Source organism: Arthrobacter sp. B6 (assembly GCF_001663775.1).
GTDB lineage: Bacteria > Actinomycetota > Actinomycetes > Actinomycetales > Micrococcaceae > Arthrobacter.
The window spans coordinates 1,737,794-1,754,955 of sequence record NZ_KV467168.1 but is presented as its reverse complement, the minus strand read 5'-3'; the positions used below and the strand labels follow the sequence as shown (position 1 = coordinate 1,754,955).

The window sequence follows — 17,162 nt, the reverse complement described above, 5'->3', positions numbered from 1 at the left end:
ATTCCAGGGCCCCACGTGTACGTTCGCGCGTAGGGGGTGGTTCCGTCGCCGGGCCGGCCCCCGGATCTCGGGGTGCCTGTTGCGAAGGGCGCGCCGGCCCGACGGACGGAAATCGGTTACGCCGCGGCGAGCTCCTCGACGGTGGCCTTTTCGCGGGCCTCCGTCAGGTACCTCGCATAGGCGGGAAGCGTCAGGAAGGACGGGAAATCCTGGGCCAGGGTGACCTCTTCGAAGATGTCGCGCGCGTCTTCGAAGCGGTCGCCGTCGAAGCGTTCCAGGCGTGCGAATTCTTCGTCGAGGAGTTCCTCGATCCAGTGGTGGGTGATTATTTCGCCGTGGTCGGTGATGGCCCTGGCGTACATCCACTGCCAGAGCTGGGAGCGGGAGATCTCGGCGGTGGCGGCGTCTTCCATGAGGTTGTGGATTGCCACCGCGCCGTTCCCGCGCAGCCAGGATTCGATGTAGCGGATGCCTACCTCGATGTTGTTCCGGATGCCCTGTTCGGTGATGGTGCCTTCGGTTGCGGCGACGTTGATGAGGGCGCGGTCGTCCGGGGTGACGTCCTCGCGGGTGCGGTCCAGTTGGTTGGGCCGGTCGCCGAGGATGGTGTCGAACACTTCGCGGCAGACCGGCACGAGGTCCGGGTGGGCCACCCAGGAGCCGTCGAAGCCGTCGTTGGCCTCGCGGGCTTTGTCCGCCCGGACTTTCTCGAACGCGTTGGTGTTTGCGGCTTCGTCCTTGCGGTTGGGCACTGCTGCTGCCATGCCGCCGATGGCCATGGCGCCGCGTTTGTGGCAGGCGCGGACCAGTTGTTCGGTGTAGGCGCGCATGAAAGGCTGGGTCATGGTCACCTGGGCGCGGTCCGGGAGGACGAAGCGGGGGCCGCGGGTGCGGAAGTTCTTGATCAGGGAGAAGATGTAGTCCCAGCGGCCGGCGTTCAGGCCCGCGGCGTGGTCACGCAGTTCGTAGAGGATTTCCTCCATCTCGAAGGCTGCGGTGATGGTCTCGATCAGCACAGTGGCGCGGATGGTGCCCTGCGGGATGCCGAGGAGGTCCTGGGCGAGGACGAAGATGTCGTTCCAGATCCGGGCTTCGAGGTGGTTTTCGATCTTGGGCAGGTAGAAGTAGGGGCCTTTGCCCTGGGCCAGGAGGCGGCGGGCGTTGTGGAAGAAGAACAGGCCGAAGTCCACGATGCCGCCGGCAACAGGGGTCCCGTCGATGAGCATGTGCTTTTCGGGCAGGTGCCAGCCGCGGGGGCGGACCACGATGGTGGGCAGTTCCCCGGCCGGGCGGAGCTTGTATTCCTTGCCCTCGGGGGAGGTGAAGTCGATCCGGCGTTCCAGCGCGTCCGTGAGGTTCAGCTGGCCCTTGATGACGTTGCGCCAGGTGGGGGTGGAGGAGTCCTCCATGTCGGCGAGCCAGACCTTCGCGCCGGAATTCAGGGCGTTGATGGTCATCTTCTTGTCCACCGGACCGGTGATCTCCACGCGCCGGTCCTCCAGGCCAGGGGCAGGGGGAGCCACCCGCCACGACGGGTCATTACGGATACCTTCAGTCTCCCGGAGGAACCGCGGGTCCTGGCCGCCGGCGATTTCGGCCCGGCGCGTCCGGCGTGCCTGCAGCAGATCCTGCCGGCGTTCGGCAGTAGCCCGGTGCAGCTTGGCCACAAAATCCAAAGCATCCGGAGTCAGCACCTCGTTCTGCCGGCAGATGGGCTGCGCGGTCAACGTGATCCCGTTGATGGTGATGTTGTCAGTGAAGGTGTTCATTTCAAGTCTCCTGGTGCTGTGCCCAAACTGGGTAGCAGTAAGTGTCGTTTTGAGTCTCCAAAACGACACCTAGTGCTACTTACTTGGGGAAGTTTCTAGTGGAACTGGCCTTCTTCGGTGGATCCCACCAGTGCCAGGGTGGAGGCGTTCGGGTTGAGCGCGGTGGCGATGTCGTCGAAGTAGCCGGTGCCGACTTCGCGCTGGTGCTTGGTTGCGGTGTAGCCGCGGGATTCGGAGGCGAATTCCTTTTCCTGGAGCTCGACGTAGGCGCTCATGCCTTCACGGGCGTAGCCGTGGGCGAGGTCGAACATCGAGTAGTTCAGGGCGTGGAATCCGGCCAGGGTGATGAACTGGAACGTGAAGCCCATGGCGCCGAGTTCACGCTGGAACTTCGCGATGGTGGCGTCGTCCAGGTGCTTGCGCCAGTTGAACGACGGAGAGCAGTTGTAGGAGAGCATCTGGTCCGGGAAGTCGGCCTTGACGGCTTCGGCGAATTTGCGCGCCAGTTCCAGGTCCGGGGTGCCCGTTTCCATCCAGATCAGGTCGGAGTAGGGTGCGTAGGCCTTGGCGCGGGCGATGCAGGGTTCGATGCCGTTGCGGACCTTGTAGAAGCCCTCCGGGGTCCGCTCGCCGGTGACGAATTCCTGGTCGCGGGGATCGACGTCGGAGGTGATCAGGGTTGCTGCCTCCGCGTCGGTGCGGGCGATGACCACCGACGGGGTGCCGGCGACGTCCGCTGCCAGGCGGGCGGCGTTCAGGGTCCGGACGTGCTGTTGGGTGGGGATCAGGACCTTACCGCCGAGGTGGCCGCACTTCTTCTCCGAGGCGAGCTGGTCCTCCCAGTGCACCCCTGAGGCGCCGGCCTGGATCATGGATTTCATGAGTTCATAGGCGTTCAGGGGGCCACCGAAGCCGGCTTCGGCGTCGGCGACGATCGGGACCATCCAGTCCTCAACGGTGGAGATGCCTTCGGAGAACTCGATCTGGTCCGCCCGGAGCAGGGCGTTGTTGATGCGGCGCACCACGGTGGGGACCGAGTTGGCCGGGTACAGCGACTGGTCCGGGTACGTGTGGCCGGAGTTGTTGGCATCGGCGGCGACCTGCCAGCCCGAGAGGTAGATGGCCCGGAGTCCGGCCTTGACCTGCTGTACGGCCTGGTTGCCGGTCAGGGCACCGAGGGCGTTCGTGTAGCCGCCGGTCTTGTGCTCCTCGATCAGTTGCTTCCACAGCTTCTCGGAGCCGCGGCGGGCCAGGGTGTGCTCTTCGGAGACGCGGCCGCGGAGACGGACGACGTCGGAAGCTGAGTAGTCCCGGGTCACACCTTCCCAGCGGGGGTTGGCGGCCCACTCGAGCTCCAGGGCGGCGGCCTGCGTGCTTGCTGTGTCCTGGGCGGACGGCTGCTGGGTGGGCTCAAATGCTGCAGTCATCGTTGTCTCCTTGATTGAGCTCCGGGGTGGTTATCCGCCGGCCGGGGCTGCGTCCTTGCAGTCCCGGCCGGCTACCCCGGTGCGGTGTTTCTTTCCGTGATCACTACTTTTCAGCACTTCCAAGCACTTCTCTAGAGGAAAATCATGGAAAGAAATGCACTTCTTCGCGTATCCTCAAGAAATGTCCCCTTCGAGCTGGAACCATAAAGCCGCCGCCCCGCCGTCGTCCGCCGCCGCCCCGGAACTGGACGTCATCAGCCTGGGCCGCCGGGTCCGCCACTTGCGCAAGGCCGCCGGCCTGACACTCGATGACTTGAGTGCCGCCGTCGGGACCGCCCCCAGCCAATTGAGCCTGATTGAGAACGGCAAACGCGAGCCCAAACTGGGGCTTCTGCAGCAGCTCGCGGCAGCGCTGAATGTGGGCATCGACCAGCTGCTCGGGTCCGAACCGCCCAACCGCCGGGCCGCGCTTGAAATCGAGCTGGAACGGTACCAGCGCAGCCCCATCTACGAGTCACTGAACCTGCCCAAAATCCGTATCAGCTCGCGGCTACCGATGGATGTGCTCGAGTCCATGGTGGGCCTGCAGCACGAGCTGGAGCGCAAGCTCAACGAGCAGATCGCCACACCGGAAGAGGCCCGCCGCGCTAACGGTGAACTGAGGGCAATGATGCGCGAGCGGAACAACTATTTTCCGGAGTATGAAGCGGAGGCGCAGAAGGTACTGGCCAGTGTCGGCCACACCACGGGCCCGCTGTCCCAGCACGTCATCGCGGACATCGCCGCGCATCTCGGATTCAGCCTGCATCACGTGGGCGATTTGCCGCACTCAACGCGTTCTGTGACCGATCTTAAGAACCACAGAATTTATCTCACGCAGAACCAGCGGACGGACCACGACCCCAGGTCGGTGCTGCTGCAGGCGTTGGGCCACTATGTCCTGGGCCACCAGACGCCCAGGAATTACGGCGATTTCCTGATGCAGCGCGTTGCCACCAATTATTTCGCCGCCGCCCTGATGCTGCCGGAGAAGGCAACGGTGGAGTTCCTTCAGAAGGCCAAGCAAGCCAAGGAAATCGCAGTGGAGGACATCCGTGACGCTTTCGCCGTGTCCTACGAAACGGCCGCGCACCGTTTCACCAACCTCGCCACCCAGCACCTGGACATCCGAACGCACTTTCAGAAGACGCACCAGAGCGGGATCATCTTTAAGGCCTACGAAAACGACGGCGTGACGTTCCCGCAGGACCACACCGGCGCCATTGAGGGCCAACCGTCGTGCAAACAGTGGACCTCCCGGGTGGTCTTCGACGTCCCGGACAAGTTCCGTGCGTACTGCCAGTACACGGACACCCCGGCCGGGACGTATTGGTGCACAGCGCGGACGGAACGCTCCGCCAACGGTGAGTTTTCGCTGTCCGTCGGTGTGCCCTACGCGCACGTAAAGTGGTTCCGCGGGCGGGACACCACCGAGAGGTCAAAGTCCACCTGCCCGGATGAAAACTGCTGCAAGCGCCCGCCGGCGGAGCTGGCCTCGGAATGGGCTGGCAACGCGTGGCCGTCCGCCCGGGCCCATTCGCACCTGCTGGCCGCCATGCCGCCGGGGGCGTTTCCCGGCGTCGACGAGACTGAGGTGTACAGCTTCCTCCAGACGCACTCGGGGAGCTGAGGGACCCTCTTGCCCTGAACATGCCCGTCGGCGTCACTCCGGGCACGCTTTTGGCTCGGCTTGGGCTCTCCTGGCCCGGGAATCCGCGGTTTGACCCGCCCGGACAGCTGGAAAGCCTGCCCTGCGTGACGCTGCCCGGCCTCCGGGAAGCCCTAGCCGTGCAGTTGACGATAGGCGGCGGCTGCTGCAGGGTGCAATGGCAGGCCGGCGGTGTTGATCAGCGACTCCCGGCTCAGGAACTGGACCCCCAGGCTGGAGCGGGGAATCAGTTCCTCGGCATGGCCGACCAGCAGTTCGACGGTCCTCTTCACCGTCCGCTCATCCAGGTCATTGCGGCACAGAAGCAGGTTGGCGACGCCGACCGTCCACACCGCCGGAACGCCCTCATAGGCCCCTTCCGGGATCAGCACCCGGTCGTAGAACGCGCCGCACTTCGCCCGCAGCGCCGGTAGCAGGTGGGCGAGGTCAAGGAATCCGAGCCCGACGTCGTTGTGCGCGGCGGCGATGGCAGCCGTTGGCACACCGCCGGACCAGAACAATGCATCCACAGATGCCTCACGCAGCGCCGCGATCCCTGCGTTGAGTCCGAGGTTCAGCACAGTGACACTCTTGTTGACGCCGGCGGCGGGGGCAGCGCCTGCCGCAGCAGACTCCAGCCCGGCGGCCTCGAGCAGGCGTGGCGTGGTCAAGGAGGTCCCGGAGCCGGGTTCGCCAACAGCTACTGTCCTGCCGGCCAGACCGGCGAGGTCGCGGATGCCGCTGTCTTTCCGTACGACGCAGTGGACGTAGTTTTCGTACACCCTTCCGAGGGCCGAGATGCCACCATCCGAGGTGCTGTCGCTCGGTATCCTCTGCGCCGCGGCGTCGGCCAGCGCCACCGCGAACGTGGCCTGCCCCGTCAGCAGTTGGTCGAGGTTGTCCAGGCTGCCCCCGGTGGTCAGTGCTGCCGCTTTGTCTGCCACGCCATGACGCTGGAGGGACTCCGCCAGTAGCGTAGCGAACTCCAGATAGAAGCCTCCCGGCTCACCCCCGGCCACAGTCACGGTGCCAGGCCGCTGCCCCGAAGTGCAGCCAGTGAGCGCCGGCAACCAGCCCGCCAGCCCGGCAGCCAGTCCGGCTGCCAGGACGGCCCGCCTTGGCGGGAGGCCAGCGGGGACGCCAGCCACACACGCTTTTCCGGTCACGCAGGGCCCCCTTTGCCTGGCTGGACCTCAGCGCGCGGAAACTCGATGCGTGCGATCAGGCCATGCGGCGAGGCTTCGGCCAGCAGCAGGCGGCCCCCGTTGGCTCCCGCCAGTTTGTCCACGATGGTCATGCCCAGCCCGTTGCCGCGCGTCTCCCGGTGCCGCGGGGAACGCCAGAACCGGCTCGGGGCAGCTGACAGTTCTTCGGCAGAAAGCCCGGGGCCGGCGTCGGAAATTTCGACGGCGACCGCGTCCGGGCGAGCCCTGACCGCCACCGTAATGCGGGCACCGGCCGCGTATTTGATGGCGTTGTTGATCAGTTCCCCCGCCATCTGGGCCAGTTCGGCGGCGTTGCAGGCGATGTGCACCGCCGGGTCAGGCGGATCCTCCAACAGGATCGATGAGCCGCTGCGCTGCGCCGCCGGCCCGGCCCGCTCCGCTTCCTCCTGCAGGATCGGGTAGGGGTCAATGAGGGCAGGGATCCCGTGTGAAGGGTGCCCCTGCGGCCCCCGGGCAGAGTCTTCGAAGGCCCTGTGCTCCGCCGCGGCCAGCCGCAGTACGCCGTCCAGGATCTCTTCCACACGTTCCAGTTCGGCGAGAACGCCAGCTGCCGCTTGATGTTCCCGGGCGGTGTGCAGTTCAAGCTGCAGTAAGTCGATCCTCAACCGCAGGGCTCCCACGGGATTGCGCAACTGATGGGAGGTGTCGGCAATCAGCTGCCGCTGGGAGTCGATGCTGTCGCTGACTGTCCGCGCCATTCGGGTGAACGATCGGCTCAGTTCCCGCAGCTCCGGTGGCCCGTCCTCCGGAAGCTGGCCGGTGCGGCCCGTTGCCTCAAGCTCCGTGACCGCCGAATTCAGGCGGTGCACAGGGCGAAGCACCCACCTGGTCACGCGCGCGGCACCGAGCAGGAGCACCGCGGCGAGGGCGGCCGCGGCCACTCCGACGAACAGCCAACGCTCCCGCAGCTTCTGCCGGGCCGCATCCAGGTTGACCTCCAGGACCGCCGCACCAAGAACCTGGCTTGCGCTTCCGAAGGAGCGGGAAATCACTTCAGAACCGCTTCCGAAAGGCTGCAGCGGAGAGAGCGTGGTGTCGTTGAGGTTCAGGTTCGCCCTGGCCAGCGCATCCCGGACATCTGTCCTGTCCTCGCTCAGGCCCCCCGAATGCAGCGTGCCTGTCTGGAGGCGGACCAGAACCCCTTCCCCATACAGTTCCGAATACCTGTCCATCTCGGCCTGCAGCTGCTGGGCATCTCCAACTTCCGTCGCGGCGTCGAACGCCACCTGCGCGAGTCGATTAAGGGCAGCGGCCCGGTTGATCTGGAGTTCCTGGGTGAGCTCGCGGCTGGCCGACGCCAGGATGGCGGTGGAGGCGAAGATGACGATAAGGACGGACAAAACGCTCAGGACACCGAGGACGCGCAGCTTCACGCGGAATCGGCCTCGACCCGGTAGCCCACGCCGCGGATGTTGATGATGAACCCGGGCATCTTGAGTTTCGCCCGAAGGCCCGTCAGATGCACGTCAAGGGACCGTGACGAGGCGAGGAACGCATCGCCCCACAGCGCATCCAGGATCTGCTCCCGGGTGACCACCGAGCCAGCATGGCTCGCCAGGAGCGCGAGCAGGTCGAACTCGGTAGCGGTTAAGGGCAGGACTTGCGGGCCGATCGCGGCGACACGCCGTTCAACGTCCACCTGGAGCTCTCCCAGCACGATGTTCCGCTGCCTGATGTCCTTCGACCGGCCTGCCCGCCGCGTGACGGCTTCGATGCGGGCCAGGAGCTCAACCAGTTTCACCGGCTTGACGAGGTAGTCGTCAGCCCCCGACCGCAGCCCAAGCACCACGCTGCGTTCGTCGTCGCGGGCTGTGAGGATCAGGATTGGAACCGTTGTGACCTGGCGGAGCTTGCGCAGGACGTCGAGGCCGTCCATATCGGGAAGCCCCAGATCGAGCAGGATGACCTCGAAGCGCCGGTGTTCCAGGAGGGCGTCAGCTCCGCGGGCAACCCGGGAAGCCATGTGACCGGCGGAAACCACTGCTGCGTCGAGGGCGGACGCCATGGCGTCGTCGTCCTCGACGATGAGCACATCCATGGCCTGTTCCTGTTCCTGTTCGGTGAAGGGGGCAACTGCAGTCCGCCCGCTTTGGAGATTACCCGTATCCGCAGCAAAACCTGAAGCGTCAGGCGTCAGTCTCAACGTAGGTGATGCTGTGGGCGACGCATAGGAAAGCGCGACGGCGGGTGGCGGCAATGCGGTTCCGTCCGGGACTGGGCCGGGCTCCCGCCGTCGTCTGTCCTGCCTCTGTCCGGCCCGAATGCAGGCGGCCCTACTATATTGGGCCCTGTCAGTAAATCAACTGTCAGCTGATCCAGCCGTCCGCGGGAGTGTGCACTCATGGCCAAGGAACTTGCAACCCAACTCATCGAGCAGCTCCGGGCAGCCGGTGTGCAGAGAATCTACGGAATCGTGGGGGACAGTCTCAACCCGATTGTTGATGCTGTTCGCCAGACGGGCGGAGCGAAGCACGGCGGGATCGACTGGATCCACGTCCGGCACGAAGAGGCTGCCGCCTTCGCCGCCGCTGCCGAGGCCCAGCTGACCGGAAAGCTCGCGGTGTGCGCCGGATCCTGCGGCCCCGGAAACCTTCACCTGATCAACGGCCTCTACGACGCGAACCGTTCCGGTGCGCCTGTGCTGGCCATCGCCTCGCACATCCCCAGCAAGCAGATCGGCAGCGGTTTCTTCCAGGAAACCCATCCGGACCGGCTCTTTAACGAATGTTCTGTGTACTCGGAGCTGGTCAGTACCGCCGAACAGGCGCCGCGCGTGCTGCACAGCGCCATCCAGCATGCCGTGGGCCTCCGGGGAGCCGCCGTCGTGACTCTTCCCGGAGACATCGCAGGCCTGGAAGCAACCGGCACAACGCCGCTGCCGGCCACGTTTCGGCGGGCCACTCTGACCCCCGATCCGGCGAGCGTCCGGGAGTTGGCCGATGCGATCAACGGGGCCGGGAAGATCGCCATCTTTGCCGGGGCCGGAGTCGAAGGGGCCCATGACGAGCTGGTGGCGCTCGCAGAAGTGCTCAAGGCCCCGATCGGTCACACGCTGCGCGGCAAGGACTTCGTCCAGTACAACAACCCCTACGACATTGGCATGACCGGCCTGCTCGGCTACGGCGCCGCCGCCGAGGGTATCGAGGACGCCGACCTGCTGATCCTGCTGGGCACAGACTTTCCGTACGACCAGTTCCTGCCGGAAACACGCACCGCGCAGGTGGACCATGCTGCCCATAAGCTGGGCCGCCGGACGGACGTGGACATCGCCGTCCACGGTGACGTGCTGCCCACGCTCGCTGCACTGATGCCGCTGTTGACGCCGAAAAAGAGCCGCCGCTTCCTCGACCGGATGCTCAAGAAGCATGACCGGTTGATGAACAAAGCCGTGGGAGCCTACACCCGCAAAGTGGAGAAGAAACAGCCGATCCATCCCGAGTACGCGGCCTCCTTATTGGACCAGGTGGCCGCCGAGGACGCCATTTTCACGGCGGACACCGGCATGTGCAACGTCTGGACTGCGCGGTACATCAACCCGCTTGGAACGCGCAGGCTGATCGGTTCGTACCTGCACGGCTCCATGGCCAATGCCCTGCCCCACGCCATCGGTGCGCAGCTTGCCTTCCCAGGGCGCCAGGTGGTGTCAGTCTCCGGCGACGGCGGACTGTCCATGCTGCTCGGCGAGCTCATCACCGTGGCGGCCCACAAGCTGCCGGTCAACGTGGTGGTCTTCAACAATTCCACGCTGGGCATGGTCAAACTCGAAATGCTCGTGGACGGGCTGCCCGATTTCGGCGTGGACGTGCCCGACGCGGACTACGCCGCTGTCGCCCGGGCCCTGGGCATCCACGCCGTCCGCGTCACCGACCCCGCCAGGATCGAGGCGGCGTACCGTGAGGCCTTCGCGCATCCGGGTCCGTCGCTGGTGGAGCTGATCACCGATCCCCACGCATTGTCCCTGCCGCCGAAGATCTCCGGGTCGCAAGTGGTGGGTTTCGCCACGGCAATGTCAAAGGTGGTCCTGAACAGAGGCGCCGGTGAAGCAGTCAGTATGGCACGGAGCAACCTCCGGAACATTCCCAGGAGCTAGGGTTTCCGGTCACGGGCCGGCGCTGCACGTGGGTTGATGAGACCAAAATGAATGCAAAGCGTGACCCTACCGGCATCGCCTGCCGCCGCCGTCGCTGTTTCACTGGGAGCAGGCGGATTCCCGCCTGTGTGTGCCGGGGGAGGCTGCAGCGATGTTTCGATTTCAGCGGGCGATCGCGTTGGGTGCTGTGATGGGACTGGCGGCGTGTGCGGCCCCGGCGCCGCCGGAGTTGCTCACGGCCGAAGGCGTCGAACGGGCCTCAGTGGACCGCACGGCTTACCCTAACGAACTGGCCACGTTCCGCGATTCCGCCCTGAGGCTGGGCGACGCCCTCCTGGCCAGCAGCGAGGGGAACGTCATCGCATCGCCGGGCAGCCTGCTCATTGCCCTGGCCATGCTGCGGGCCGGTGCCTCGGGGGAGGCTGCCGCGGAAATGGACGCCGTGCTGGGACTCCCGGCGGCGGACCGGGACGCGGCCATGAACGCGCTGCTCGCCTCCCTTGAAGAATACGACGGCGATCCCGGGTCAGTGGACGAGGAGAACCCGCCTGCCAAACCGCTGGTCCATACTGCCAACGGCCTGTTCGTGGATAAGAACGTTCCTACCGGCCAGGGCTATCTGGATGCGCTGGCGAAGCACTATGGCACGGGTGTGCATCCTGTGGACTTCCGCGATGAGGCGGTCACCAAGCCGGCGATCGATGCGTGGGTCAACAGGAATACCGGCGGCCGGATCGAGAAAGCGCCGGCCCGCTACGACCCCAGGAACACCTTCAGCCTGCTCAATACCGTCTATTTCGCTGCCGCCTGGGACATTCCGTTCAGCGCGGAAGCCACGTCGGACGAACCTTTTACCACTGCAGACGGCGGGACGGTGAGCGTCCCCATGATGCACGGCCTGCAGGAAATGGCGTACGCCGAGGGCCCCGGCTGGCAGGCCGTGGACCTGCCCTATGGTGAGGGTTTCGTGATGCGGCTGGTGCTTCCGGCCGAGCATTCCGACGGCGGTGCTGCCGCCGTCAACGCGGACCGGCTGGCGGAAGTGGCACGTGCCCTTGAGGCTGCTGACCCTGAAGACATCGACCTGGCGCTGCCCACGTGGGACCACAAGAGCAGCTTTGACCTACGGGCCATCCTTGAAAGGCTGGGGCTGCAGAAGACGTTGACCACCACCAGCGACTTTGACGCCATCCAGCCGGGACTGATGATCACCCAGGCTGCCCAGGACGCCAACATCACCGTGGCGGAGAAGGGGACCGTGGCCGCCGCAGTGACCCAGATCAACGGCATGGCTACGAGTGCTCCGCCGGAACCGGCCCGGTCCATCAGCTTCGACCGGCCGTTCCATTACCAGGTTGTGCACGTCGGGACGGGCCTGCCGCTGTTCATGGGTAAGGTCGCCGACCCTCGGTAGCCGTGCCCGGCGGCCTGTCCCGAGCAGGTGGAACTGCCGGCCGGCGCCAAGCGCCCGGGCTCAGCGCCGGTGGCTCAGCGCGCGGTCTCCAGCGGCCGGAGCTCAGCGCGCCGTCTCGCGGGAATTTCGGCGGCGCATCATGGTGCCATAGCCAGCGAACAGCCGGGGCAGGACGAGGTACACGGCCACGGGAACCACTATGAGCGTCAGGACCAGCGCGCGGAGCACCGGATGCCACCCCTCGGTCAGGGGTGCCGCTGCCATCATGCCCACGGCCACCAACGGAAAGATGGCCAGCCACGTGATGACGGCACGGACGTGGATGGACGGACCCGTAACCGGAGGAACTGGGGCATGCACCGGAACCGCAGCCTCAATCGGCGCAAGGACGGTTGACGCAGGAGCAGCTGTGGCGTTCGAGGTGGTGTTCATGACTAACTCCAACTAATTAGTTGCTTTTGGATATGACGATGCTAATCCGGGTGGACCAAAAGTGCAACTGTCTAGTTGGAAACGGCTAGAATCGGAGGATGGCCTGGAACACTGACCGCACCAAAGCACTATTGCTGACTGCTGCCACGGAGGAGTTCAGCGCCAAGGGCCTTGCCGGCGCGCGGGTGGACAGCATCGCAGCGGCCGCCGGTGTGAACAAGGAACGCATCTACCAATACTTCGGCAAGAAGGACGAGCTGTTCGACGCCGTGCTGGCGGCGGAACTCGTGCGCGTGATGTCCGAGGTCCCCATCGAAGGGCATGGCGCTGCCGCTATCGGCGAGTACGCCGGACGGCTCTTTGACCGCCACACCAGGGACGGCGCTCTGGCCAGGCTGCTGTTCTGGGAAGGTCTGGAGCGTGGGAGTTACACCGTGGACCGGGCCACGCGTTCGGACCACTGCGTCGCGAAGGTGGACCAGGTGCTGGCAGTCCTGCCCGGAATCGACCGCACGGACGCAGCCGACCTGGTCATCACCATCGTGACACTCTGCGACGGCTGGACAGTGCTGCCCCAGATCGATGCGTTGCTGGCAGGCTCCGATCCGGACCGCCGGGACCGACGCCGGGCTTTCATTGTCCGGACGGCCACGCTGCTGGCCGAATCCTTGCTGGACGAAGGTGGGGCGGATAGGGCTCGATAAGGCGCCGGAAGACTCCGGAAACTAGCGCCGGCCGCCCTGCCAGAGTGCGTCGAACGGAGCTCCTGACGCCACCCTGTTGCGGATTCCAGCGGTGACGAAGTCCTTAGCGGCCCGGGCAGCCTCAAGGGGCGTAGCACCCTTGGCCAGTTCCGCCGTTACGGCCGCGGCGAGCGAACAGCCGGCGCCCGACACGGCTGCCTCCCCAACCTTGGGAGCGCTCAGGACTTCGAGGGTTTCACCGTCGTAGAAAACGTCGACGGCGTCGGGGCCTTCGAGCCGCACCCCGCCTTTGGCGAGGACGGCGGCGCCGCTCAGCTCATGAATGCGGACGGCCGCCGCTTTCAGTGACTCCACGTCCGTGATCTCCAGGCCGGACAAGGACTCCGCCTCGAACTGGTTCGGTGTCACAAAAGTGGCCAGCGGAAGGATCTGTGCCTTCAGCGCCTGGTCCGTGTCCAGCGCCTGGCCTTTGCAGATGAGGACCGGGTCCAACACCACATTGCGGAACCGTCCCCCTGCCAGGGTGTCCGCCACCGTGTTGATGGTTGTCGGGGTGCCCAGCATGCCGATCTTCACGGTGTCCAGCACAGAGGGGGCGCCCGACGACGGACCGTACGCCGCCGTCGTCGCTTCCAGCTGGTCAGCGATCACCTGCTGGTCAACCGGCACAAAACGGTGGTTCCATCTGTCGGTTCGGGTCGAAGGAGACGATGCACGTCAGGTTGGCGATGCCAAACACACCGAGTTCCTGGAACGTCTTCAGGTCGGCCTGGGCGCCGGCGCCGCCCGTGGCCTCGGAGCCAGCGATCGTCAGGACGACGGCGGGAGCGGCTGCGGGAGACTGGACATCGGCTGCAACGGGAGTCATGGCACTATCCTGCCACCCGGCGTCGCACGCCCGCTTTGTGTGCCTGAACAGCGGACCGCGCAGGTGAGAGGTCAGGCCCACAACCCATGGGAGAATTTGCGGTGACAGTGCTAATACAGCCGGCGTCCCGCGAACTAGCCCTTGAGGCAGCGGACGCCGAGCGAACCACTACGAACGGACACCCCATGCCTTCCCCCTCAGGCCCTGACGCCCTGCCACTGACCAACAATGCCGGCGCAGCGCCAAAATTCGCCTCCATCGGTTCGCCTTACTTCGGCATCATGCTGGCCGTTATGGCCGTGGTGCTGATCCTGTCCAACATCGGCGCCTCCAAGGGTGTGGCGATCGGTCCGATCATCACTGACGGCGGTTTTTTCCTCTTCCCGCTCGCGTACATCCTGGGCGACGTGATCAGCGAGGTGTACGGCTTCAAGGTGGCACGCAAGGCCATTTTCACCACGTTTGCGCTGTCCGTCTTCGCTTCGCTTTGCTACTGGGTGATCATCGCGCTGCCCGGCTTCGACGACGAGTTCGGCACCTCCAAGCAGGCAGCCCTGGAAGGCGCACTGGGCCCCGTGCCGCAGATTGTCCTCGCCTCGCTGCTGGCGTTCCTGGCCGGGCAGACCATTAACTCCTGGATCATGGTGAAGATGAAAGCCCGCTCGGGGGAGAAATCCCTGTGGGCGCGCATTATGGGTTCCTCGGTGGCCGGTGAATTCGTGGACACGCTGATCTTCTGCAGCATTGCCGCGTCCGTCATCGGCATCACGGACTTCGGCACGTTCGTGAACTACGTTGTGGTGGGCTTTGTGTATAAGACCCTCGTCGAATTCCTGTTCGTCCCGGTGACAGCCCTGGTGATCGGCTGGATCAAGAAGCGGGAACCGAGCTACGGCGCCGCGTAGTCCCGACCGGCCTCGCTTCGCTGCCCCCCGGCGTCGTACGTTCCACGAGCGCCGAGATCGCGGGAACAGTGCTGCGTCGCCGGAACGCTCCCGTCGAGCTCGGTGCGTTCCGGCGATTTCGCCGGCGGGCTATCGCCACAGGGCTGTCAGGATGCGGGATTTGAACTCCTGCTCGCGGAAGAGGTCCTTCCATTTCACGCGCACGAAGGTCCAGCCGTCTTCGATGAGCGCATTTTCCCGTTGCCGCTCCTGGTACAACACCTCGGCCGTTGGCCTGTAGTCGAAGTACTTCGTCTTACCGTCGAACTCGAGTGCGACCTTCTTCTCTTTCCAGGCAAAGTCCAGTCGGTACTGGCCCACCCGGCTCTCCACCACAACCTGTGGTTCGGGCATAGGCAGATTCAACCGTGCGAGGAGTTCACGGGTGAGGGTTTCGCCAGCTGACTCCGACCTCGAATCGGCGTTGAGCAGTGCCATCCGGAGATTCCGAATTCCGCGTCGTCCCGGCAGGCCCTCTGCCATGGCTTCCATCAAGGTTTTGTCTGCGCCAAGCCTGAGCGCGTGATCCACAAGCACAAGGGCCTGCTGGTAACTGAGTACCATGGCGCAGTCCACCACGGTCCGCTCGAGCGAAGTTACGCGGAGATTGCCTATTTTCACGACGTCCGACTCGGTGTAGGGCTGCGTGTGTCCGCGGACGTCCTTGCCGAGCCGTTCGCTGGAAGGGCTGACCCGTAGCAGGAGATGGATCAGGTCGTCCACGTTCCAAAGGAACAAGCCATGCAACCGCGCCGCGGACGTGTGGCTGTAGACGAAATCTCCTGTGGATGTCGTGAGTGTTCCGTGTGCGTGGGCCTGTATCAATTGCTTGCTGCGGGTGGCAGCGGTCTGCTTGTCCCAGAGATCACCGCGGATGTAGCAGCCGTAACGAAGCCGGACGAGTTTCCCATGACGCAGCAACAGTTTGATTGCCCGGGAATTGAGGCCCTTTTCGTGGAGCTGGCCCGTGCGCCACAGGTTTCCGGTGCTCGGGAGCGCGGGGAGGACGGCTTGCTGAGACGGTGTCATCCAGCCACATTGCTGGAGTCCGCGGCAGACAGGTAGGCGCCGTCGTCGTTATGTGGAAAACCCAGCTCGCCGGAACGCGTCCCGGTCGCCCGAGCGCGTTGGATTCGCCCGAGAGCTCCGGCGGTTCGGCCGCGTTCCGGCGATTTCGGCGGCGGGGGCGGTGGCGGCGGTGACGACGGCGGCGGCGGGGGGAGCGCGGCTGGCCCAGCGTGGCTCAGGAGTAGTACTGAGCCAGGGTCTCGGCCTTGAAGTCGAAGAACCGGCCGGCCTCGATGGCCAGCCTGGCGTCGTCAACCATCTTCACCACAAAGCGTTCGTTGTGGATGGAGATCAGCGTCGCGGAGAGCATTTCCTTGGCCTTGAACAGGTGGTGGATGTAGGCCCGTGAATAGTTGGCGCAGGCGTAGCAGTCGCAGCCGTCCTGCAGCGGCCCGAAGTCGCGCTTGTACTTGGCGCCGGAGAGGTTGTACCGGCCGGTGGGCGTGTAGAACGCCGAGTTGCGGGCGACTCGGGTAGGGGAGACGCAATCAAAGGTGTCCGCGCCGTTCTCAATCGCGGTGAAGACATCGTCAGGCTCGGAGATGCCCAACAGGTGTTTCGGCTTATCTTCCGGGAGCTCTTCATTGCACCAGCGCACGATCGTGCCCAGGTTTTCCTTCTCCAGCGCGCCGCCGATGCCGTAGCCGTCGAAGTCCATGGCGCCAAGGTCGCGGCAGGCCTTACGGCGCAGGTCTTCGTACTGGGCCCCCTGGATGACACCGAACAGGGCCTGGTACGGCTTGCCCACCCGGGATGACGTCAGCCGGAAGTGTTCCTCGATGCAGCGCACGGCCCACAGCCGGGTCCGCTCCAGCGACTCCTCCTGGTAGCCGCGGGAGTTTTGCAGCGTGGTCAGCTCGTCGAAGGCAAACATGATGTCCGCGCCGATCTGGTGCTGGACCTGCATGGAAATCTCAGGGGAGAACCGGTGGCGGTCCCCGTTGAGGTGAGACTTGAACCAGACACCGTCGTCGTCAATGTGGGCCAGCCGTTCCTTTCCCGGAGCGACGGCGTCGTCGGGCACAGCCGCGTCCGCGGAAGAAACAGTTTTCATGTCGATGACTTTTTTGAAGCCTGAGCCCAGGCTCATCACCTGGAAGCCGCCGGAGTCCGTAAACGTCGGCCCTGGCCAGTTCATGAACGCGCCCAGCCCGCCGGCTTCGTCCAGGATGTCGGCCCCCGGCTGGAGGTACAGGTGGTAGGCGTTGGCCAGGAGCGCCTGCGCCCCGAGTTCCGCCATGGATTCCGGCAGCACGGACTTCACGGTGGCTTTGGTTCCGACGGCGATGAACGCCGGCGTCCGGATCTCGCCGTGGGGAGTGGTGATGGTCCCCGTCCGCCCCAGGAATTCGCCGCCGTTGGCCTGGACCTGGGCGGCCGACGCCGGGCAGCTGTCGGCGATGCGCGTGCCAACCCTGAAGGAAAACTGCGAGGGGTCAGCCGGCGTCCCGGAAGCGGGCGTCCCGGAAGCGCGCAGGACCGAGGCGGGTATAGCGGAGGCGGGGTTGGCTGGCACGGTACCAGTGTGCCAGT

Annotated in this window: 13 protein-coding genes and 1 pseudogene; 5 read left to right on the top strand and 9 right to left on the bottom strand. The window is 65.3% G+C overall.

What is annotated here, in order from left to right:
* Positions 1 to 116 precede the first annotated feature (116 nt).
* Both aceB and aceA read right to left on the bottom strand, forming a co-directional pair.
* A complete protein-coding gene (gene aceB / locus AU175_RS07580) occupies positions 117 to 1,769 on the bottom strand; it encodes a malate synthase A (RefSeq protein WP_066287155.1) in 1,653 nt (550 codons plus the stop codon).
* 95 nt (positions 1,770 to 1,864) lie between these two features.
* Positions 1,865 to 3,196 carry an isocitrate lyase gene (gene aceA, locus AU175_RS07575; protein WP_066287153.1) on the bottom strand — a complete coding sequence of 444 codons (1,332 nt, stop codon included), beginning with the start codon at positions 3,194 to 3,196 and terminating at the stop codon, positions 1,865 to 1,867.
* A 154-nt stretch (positions 3,197 to 3,350) separates the two neighbouring features.
* Between aceA and AU175_RS07570 the strand changes: the two genes are divergently transcribed.
* Positions 3,351 to 4,865 carry a helix-turn-helix transcriptional regulator gene (locus tag AU175_RS07570; RefSeq protein WP_066287151.1) on the top strand — a complete coding sequence of 505 codons (1,515 nt, stop codon included), beginning with the start codon at positions 3,351 to 3,353 and terminating at the stop codon, positions 4,863 to 4,865.
* A gap of 152 nt (positions 4,866 to 5,017) precedes the next feature.
* Here AU175_RS07570 and AU175_RS07565 read toward each other — a convergent pair whose 3' ends face one another.
* The 3 genes from AU175_RS07565 to AU175_RS07555 are packed head-to-tail and all read right to left on the bottom strand — an operon-like array spanning position 5,018 to position 8,147.
* Positions 5,018 to 6,049, bottom strand: a complete 1,032-nt coding sequence (locus AU175_RS07565) for a TAXI family TRAP transporter solute-binding subunit (RefSeq protein ID WP_066287149.1) — start codon at positions 6,047 to 6,049, stop codon at positions 5,018 to 5,020.
* Complete coding sequence (locus AU175_RS07560; protein WP_066287147.1) at positions 6,046 to 7,482, bottom strand: HAMP domain-containing sensor histidine kinase; 1,437 nt, start codon at positions 7,480 to 7,482, stop codon at positions 6,046 to 6,048. The genes AU175_RS07565 and AU175_RS07560 overlap by 4 nt, the downstream gene beginning before the upstream one ends.
* Complete coding sequence (locus AU175_RS07555) at positions 7,479 to 8,147, bottom strand: response regulator transcription factor (RefSeq protein ID WP_066287144.1); 669 nt, start codon at positions 8,145 to 8,147, stop codon at positions 7,479 to 7,481. Before AU175_RS07555 ends, AU175_RS07560 begins: the two co-directional genes overlap by 4 nt.
* A gap of 303 nt (positions 8,148 to 8,450) precedes the next feature.
* On the opposite strand from AU175_RS07555, the gene AU175_RS07550 reads away from it, so the two are divergent.
* A complete protein-coding gene (locus AU175_RS07550) occupies positions 8,451 to 10,199 on the top strand; it encodes a pyruvate dehydrogenase (RefSeq protein ID WP_066287142.1) in 1,749 nt (582 codons plus the stop codon).
* Between the two features lie 151 nt (positions 10,200 to 10,350).
* Positions 10,351 to 11,613, top strand: coding sequence for a serpin family protein (locus AU175_RS07545; RefSeq protein WP_066287140.1), 1,263 nt, complete (start codon positions 10,351 to 10,353; stop codon positions 11,611 to 11,613).
* Between the two features lie 102 nt (positions 11,614 to 11,715).
* On the opposite strand, the gene AU175_RS07540 is transcribed toward AU175_RS07545, so the two are convergent.
* A complete protein-coding gene (locus AU175_RS07540; RefSeq protein WP_066287138.1) occupies positions 11,716 to 12,045 on the bottom strand; it encodes a hypothetical protein in 330 nt (109 codons plus the stop codon).
* Between the two features lie 98 nt (positions 12,046 to 12,143).
* Between AU175_RS07540 and AU175_RS07535 the strand changes: the two genes are divergently transcribed.
* A complete protein-coding gene (locus AU175_RS07535; RefSeq protein WP_066287136.1) occupies positions 12,144 to 12,749 on the top strand; it encodes a TetR/AcrR family transcriptional regulator in 606 nt (201 codons plus the stop codon).
* Between the two features lie 21 nt (positions 12,750 to 12,770).
* Here the strand turns inward: AU175_RS07535 and AU175_RS07530 are convergent.
* Positions 12,771 to 13,617 (bottom strand): annotated as a pseudogene (locus AU175_RS07530) (hydroxymethylpyrimidine/phosphomethylpyrimidine kinase).
* Between the two features lie 185 nt (positions 13,618 to 13,802).
* On the opposite strand from AU175_RS07530, the gene AU175_RS07525 reads away from it, so the two are divergent.
* Positions 13,803 to 14,522 (top strand): queuosine precursor transporter, encoded by a 720-nt coding sequence (locus tag AU175_RS07525; protein ID WP_066287133.1) that lies wholly within the window; start codon positions 13,803 to 13,805, stop codon positions 14,520 to 14,522.
* 129 nt (positions 14,523 to 14,651) lie between these two features.
* Here the strand turns inward: AU175_RS07525 and AU175_RS07520 are convergent, their stop codons facing one another.
* Both AU175_RS07520 and tgt read right to left on the bottom strand, forming a co-directional pair.
* Positions 14,652 to 15,590, bottom strand: a complete 939-nt coding sequence (locus AU175_RS07520) for a type IV toxin-antitoxin system AbiEi family antitoxin domain-containing protein (RefSeq protein ID WP_066287131.1) — start codon at positions 15,588 to 15,590, stop codon at positions 14,652 to 14,654.
* A 214-nt stretch (positions 15,591 to 15,804) separates the two neighbouring features.
* Complete coding sequence (gene tgt / locus AU175_RS07515) at positions 15,805 to 17,121, bottom strand: tRNA guanosine(34) transglycosylase Tgt (RefSeq protein ID WP_066290750.1); 1,317 nt, start codon at positions 17,119 to 17,121, stop codon at positions 15,805 to 15,807.
* Between the last annotated feature and the right edge of the window lie 41 nt (positions 17,122 to 17,162).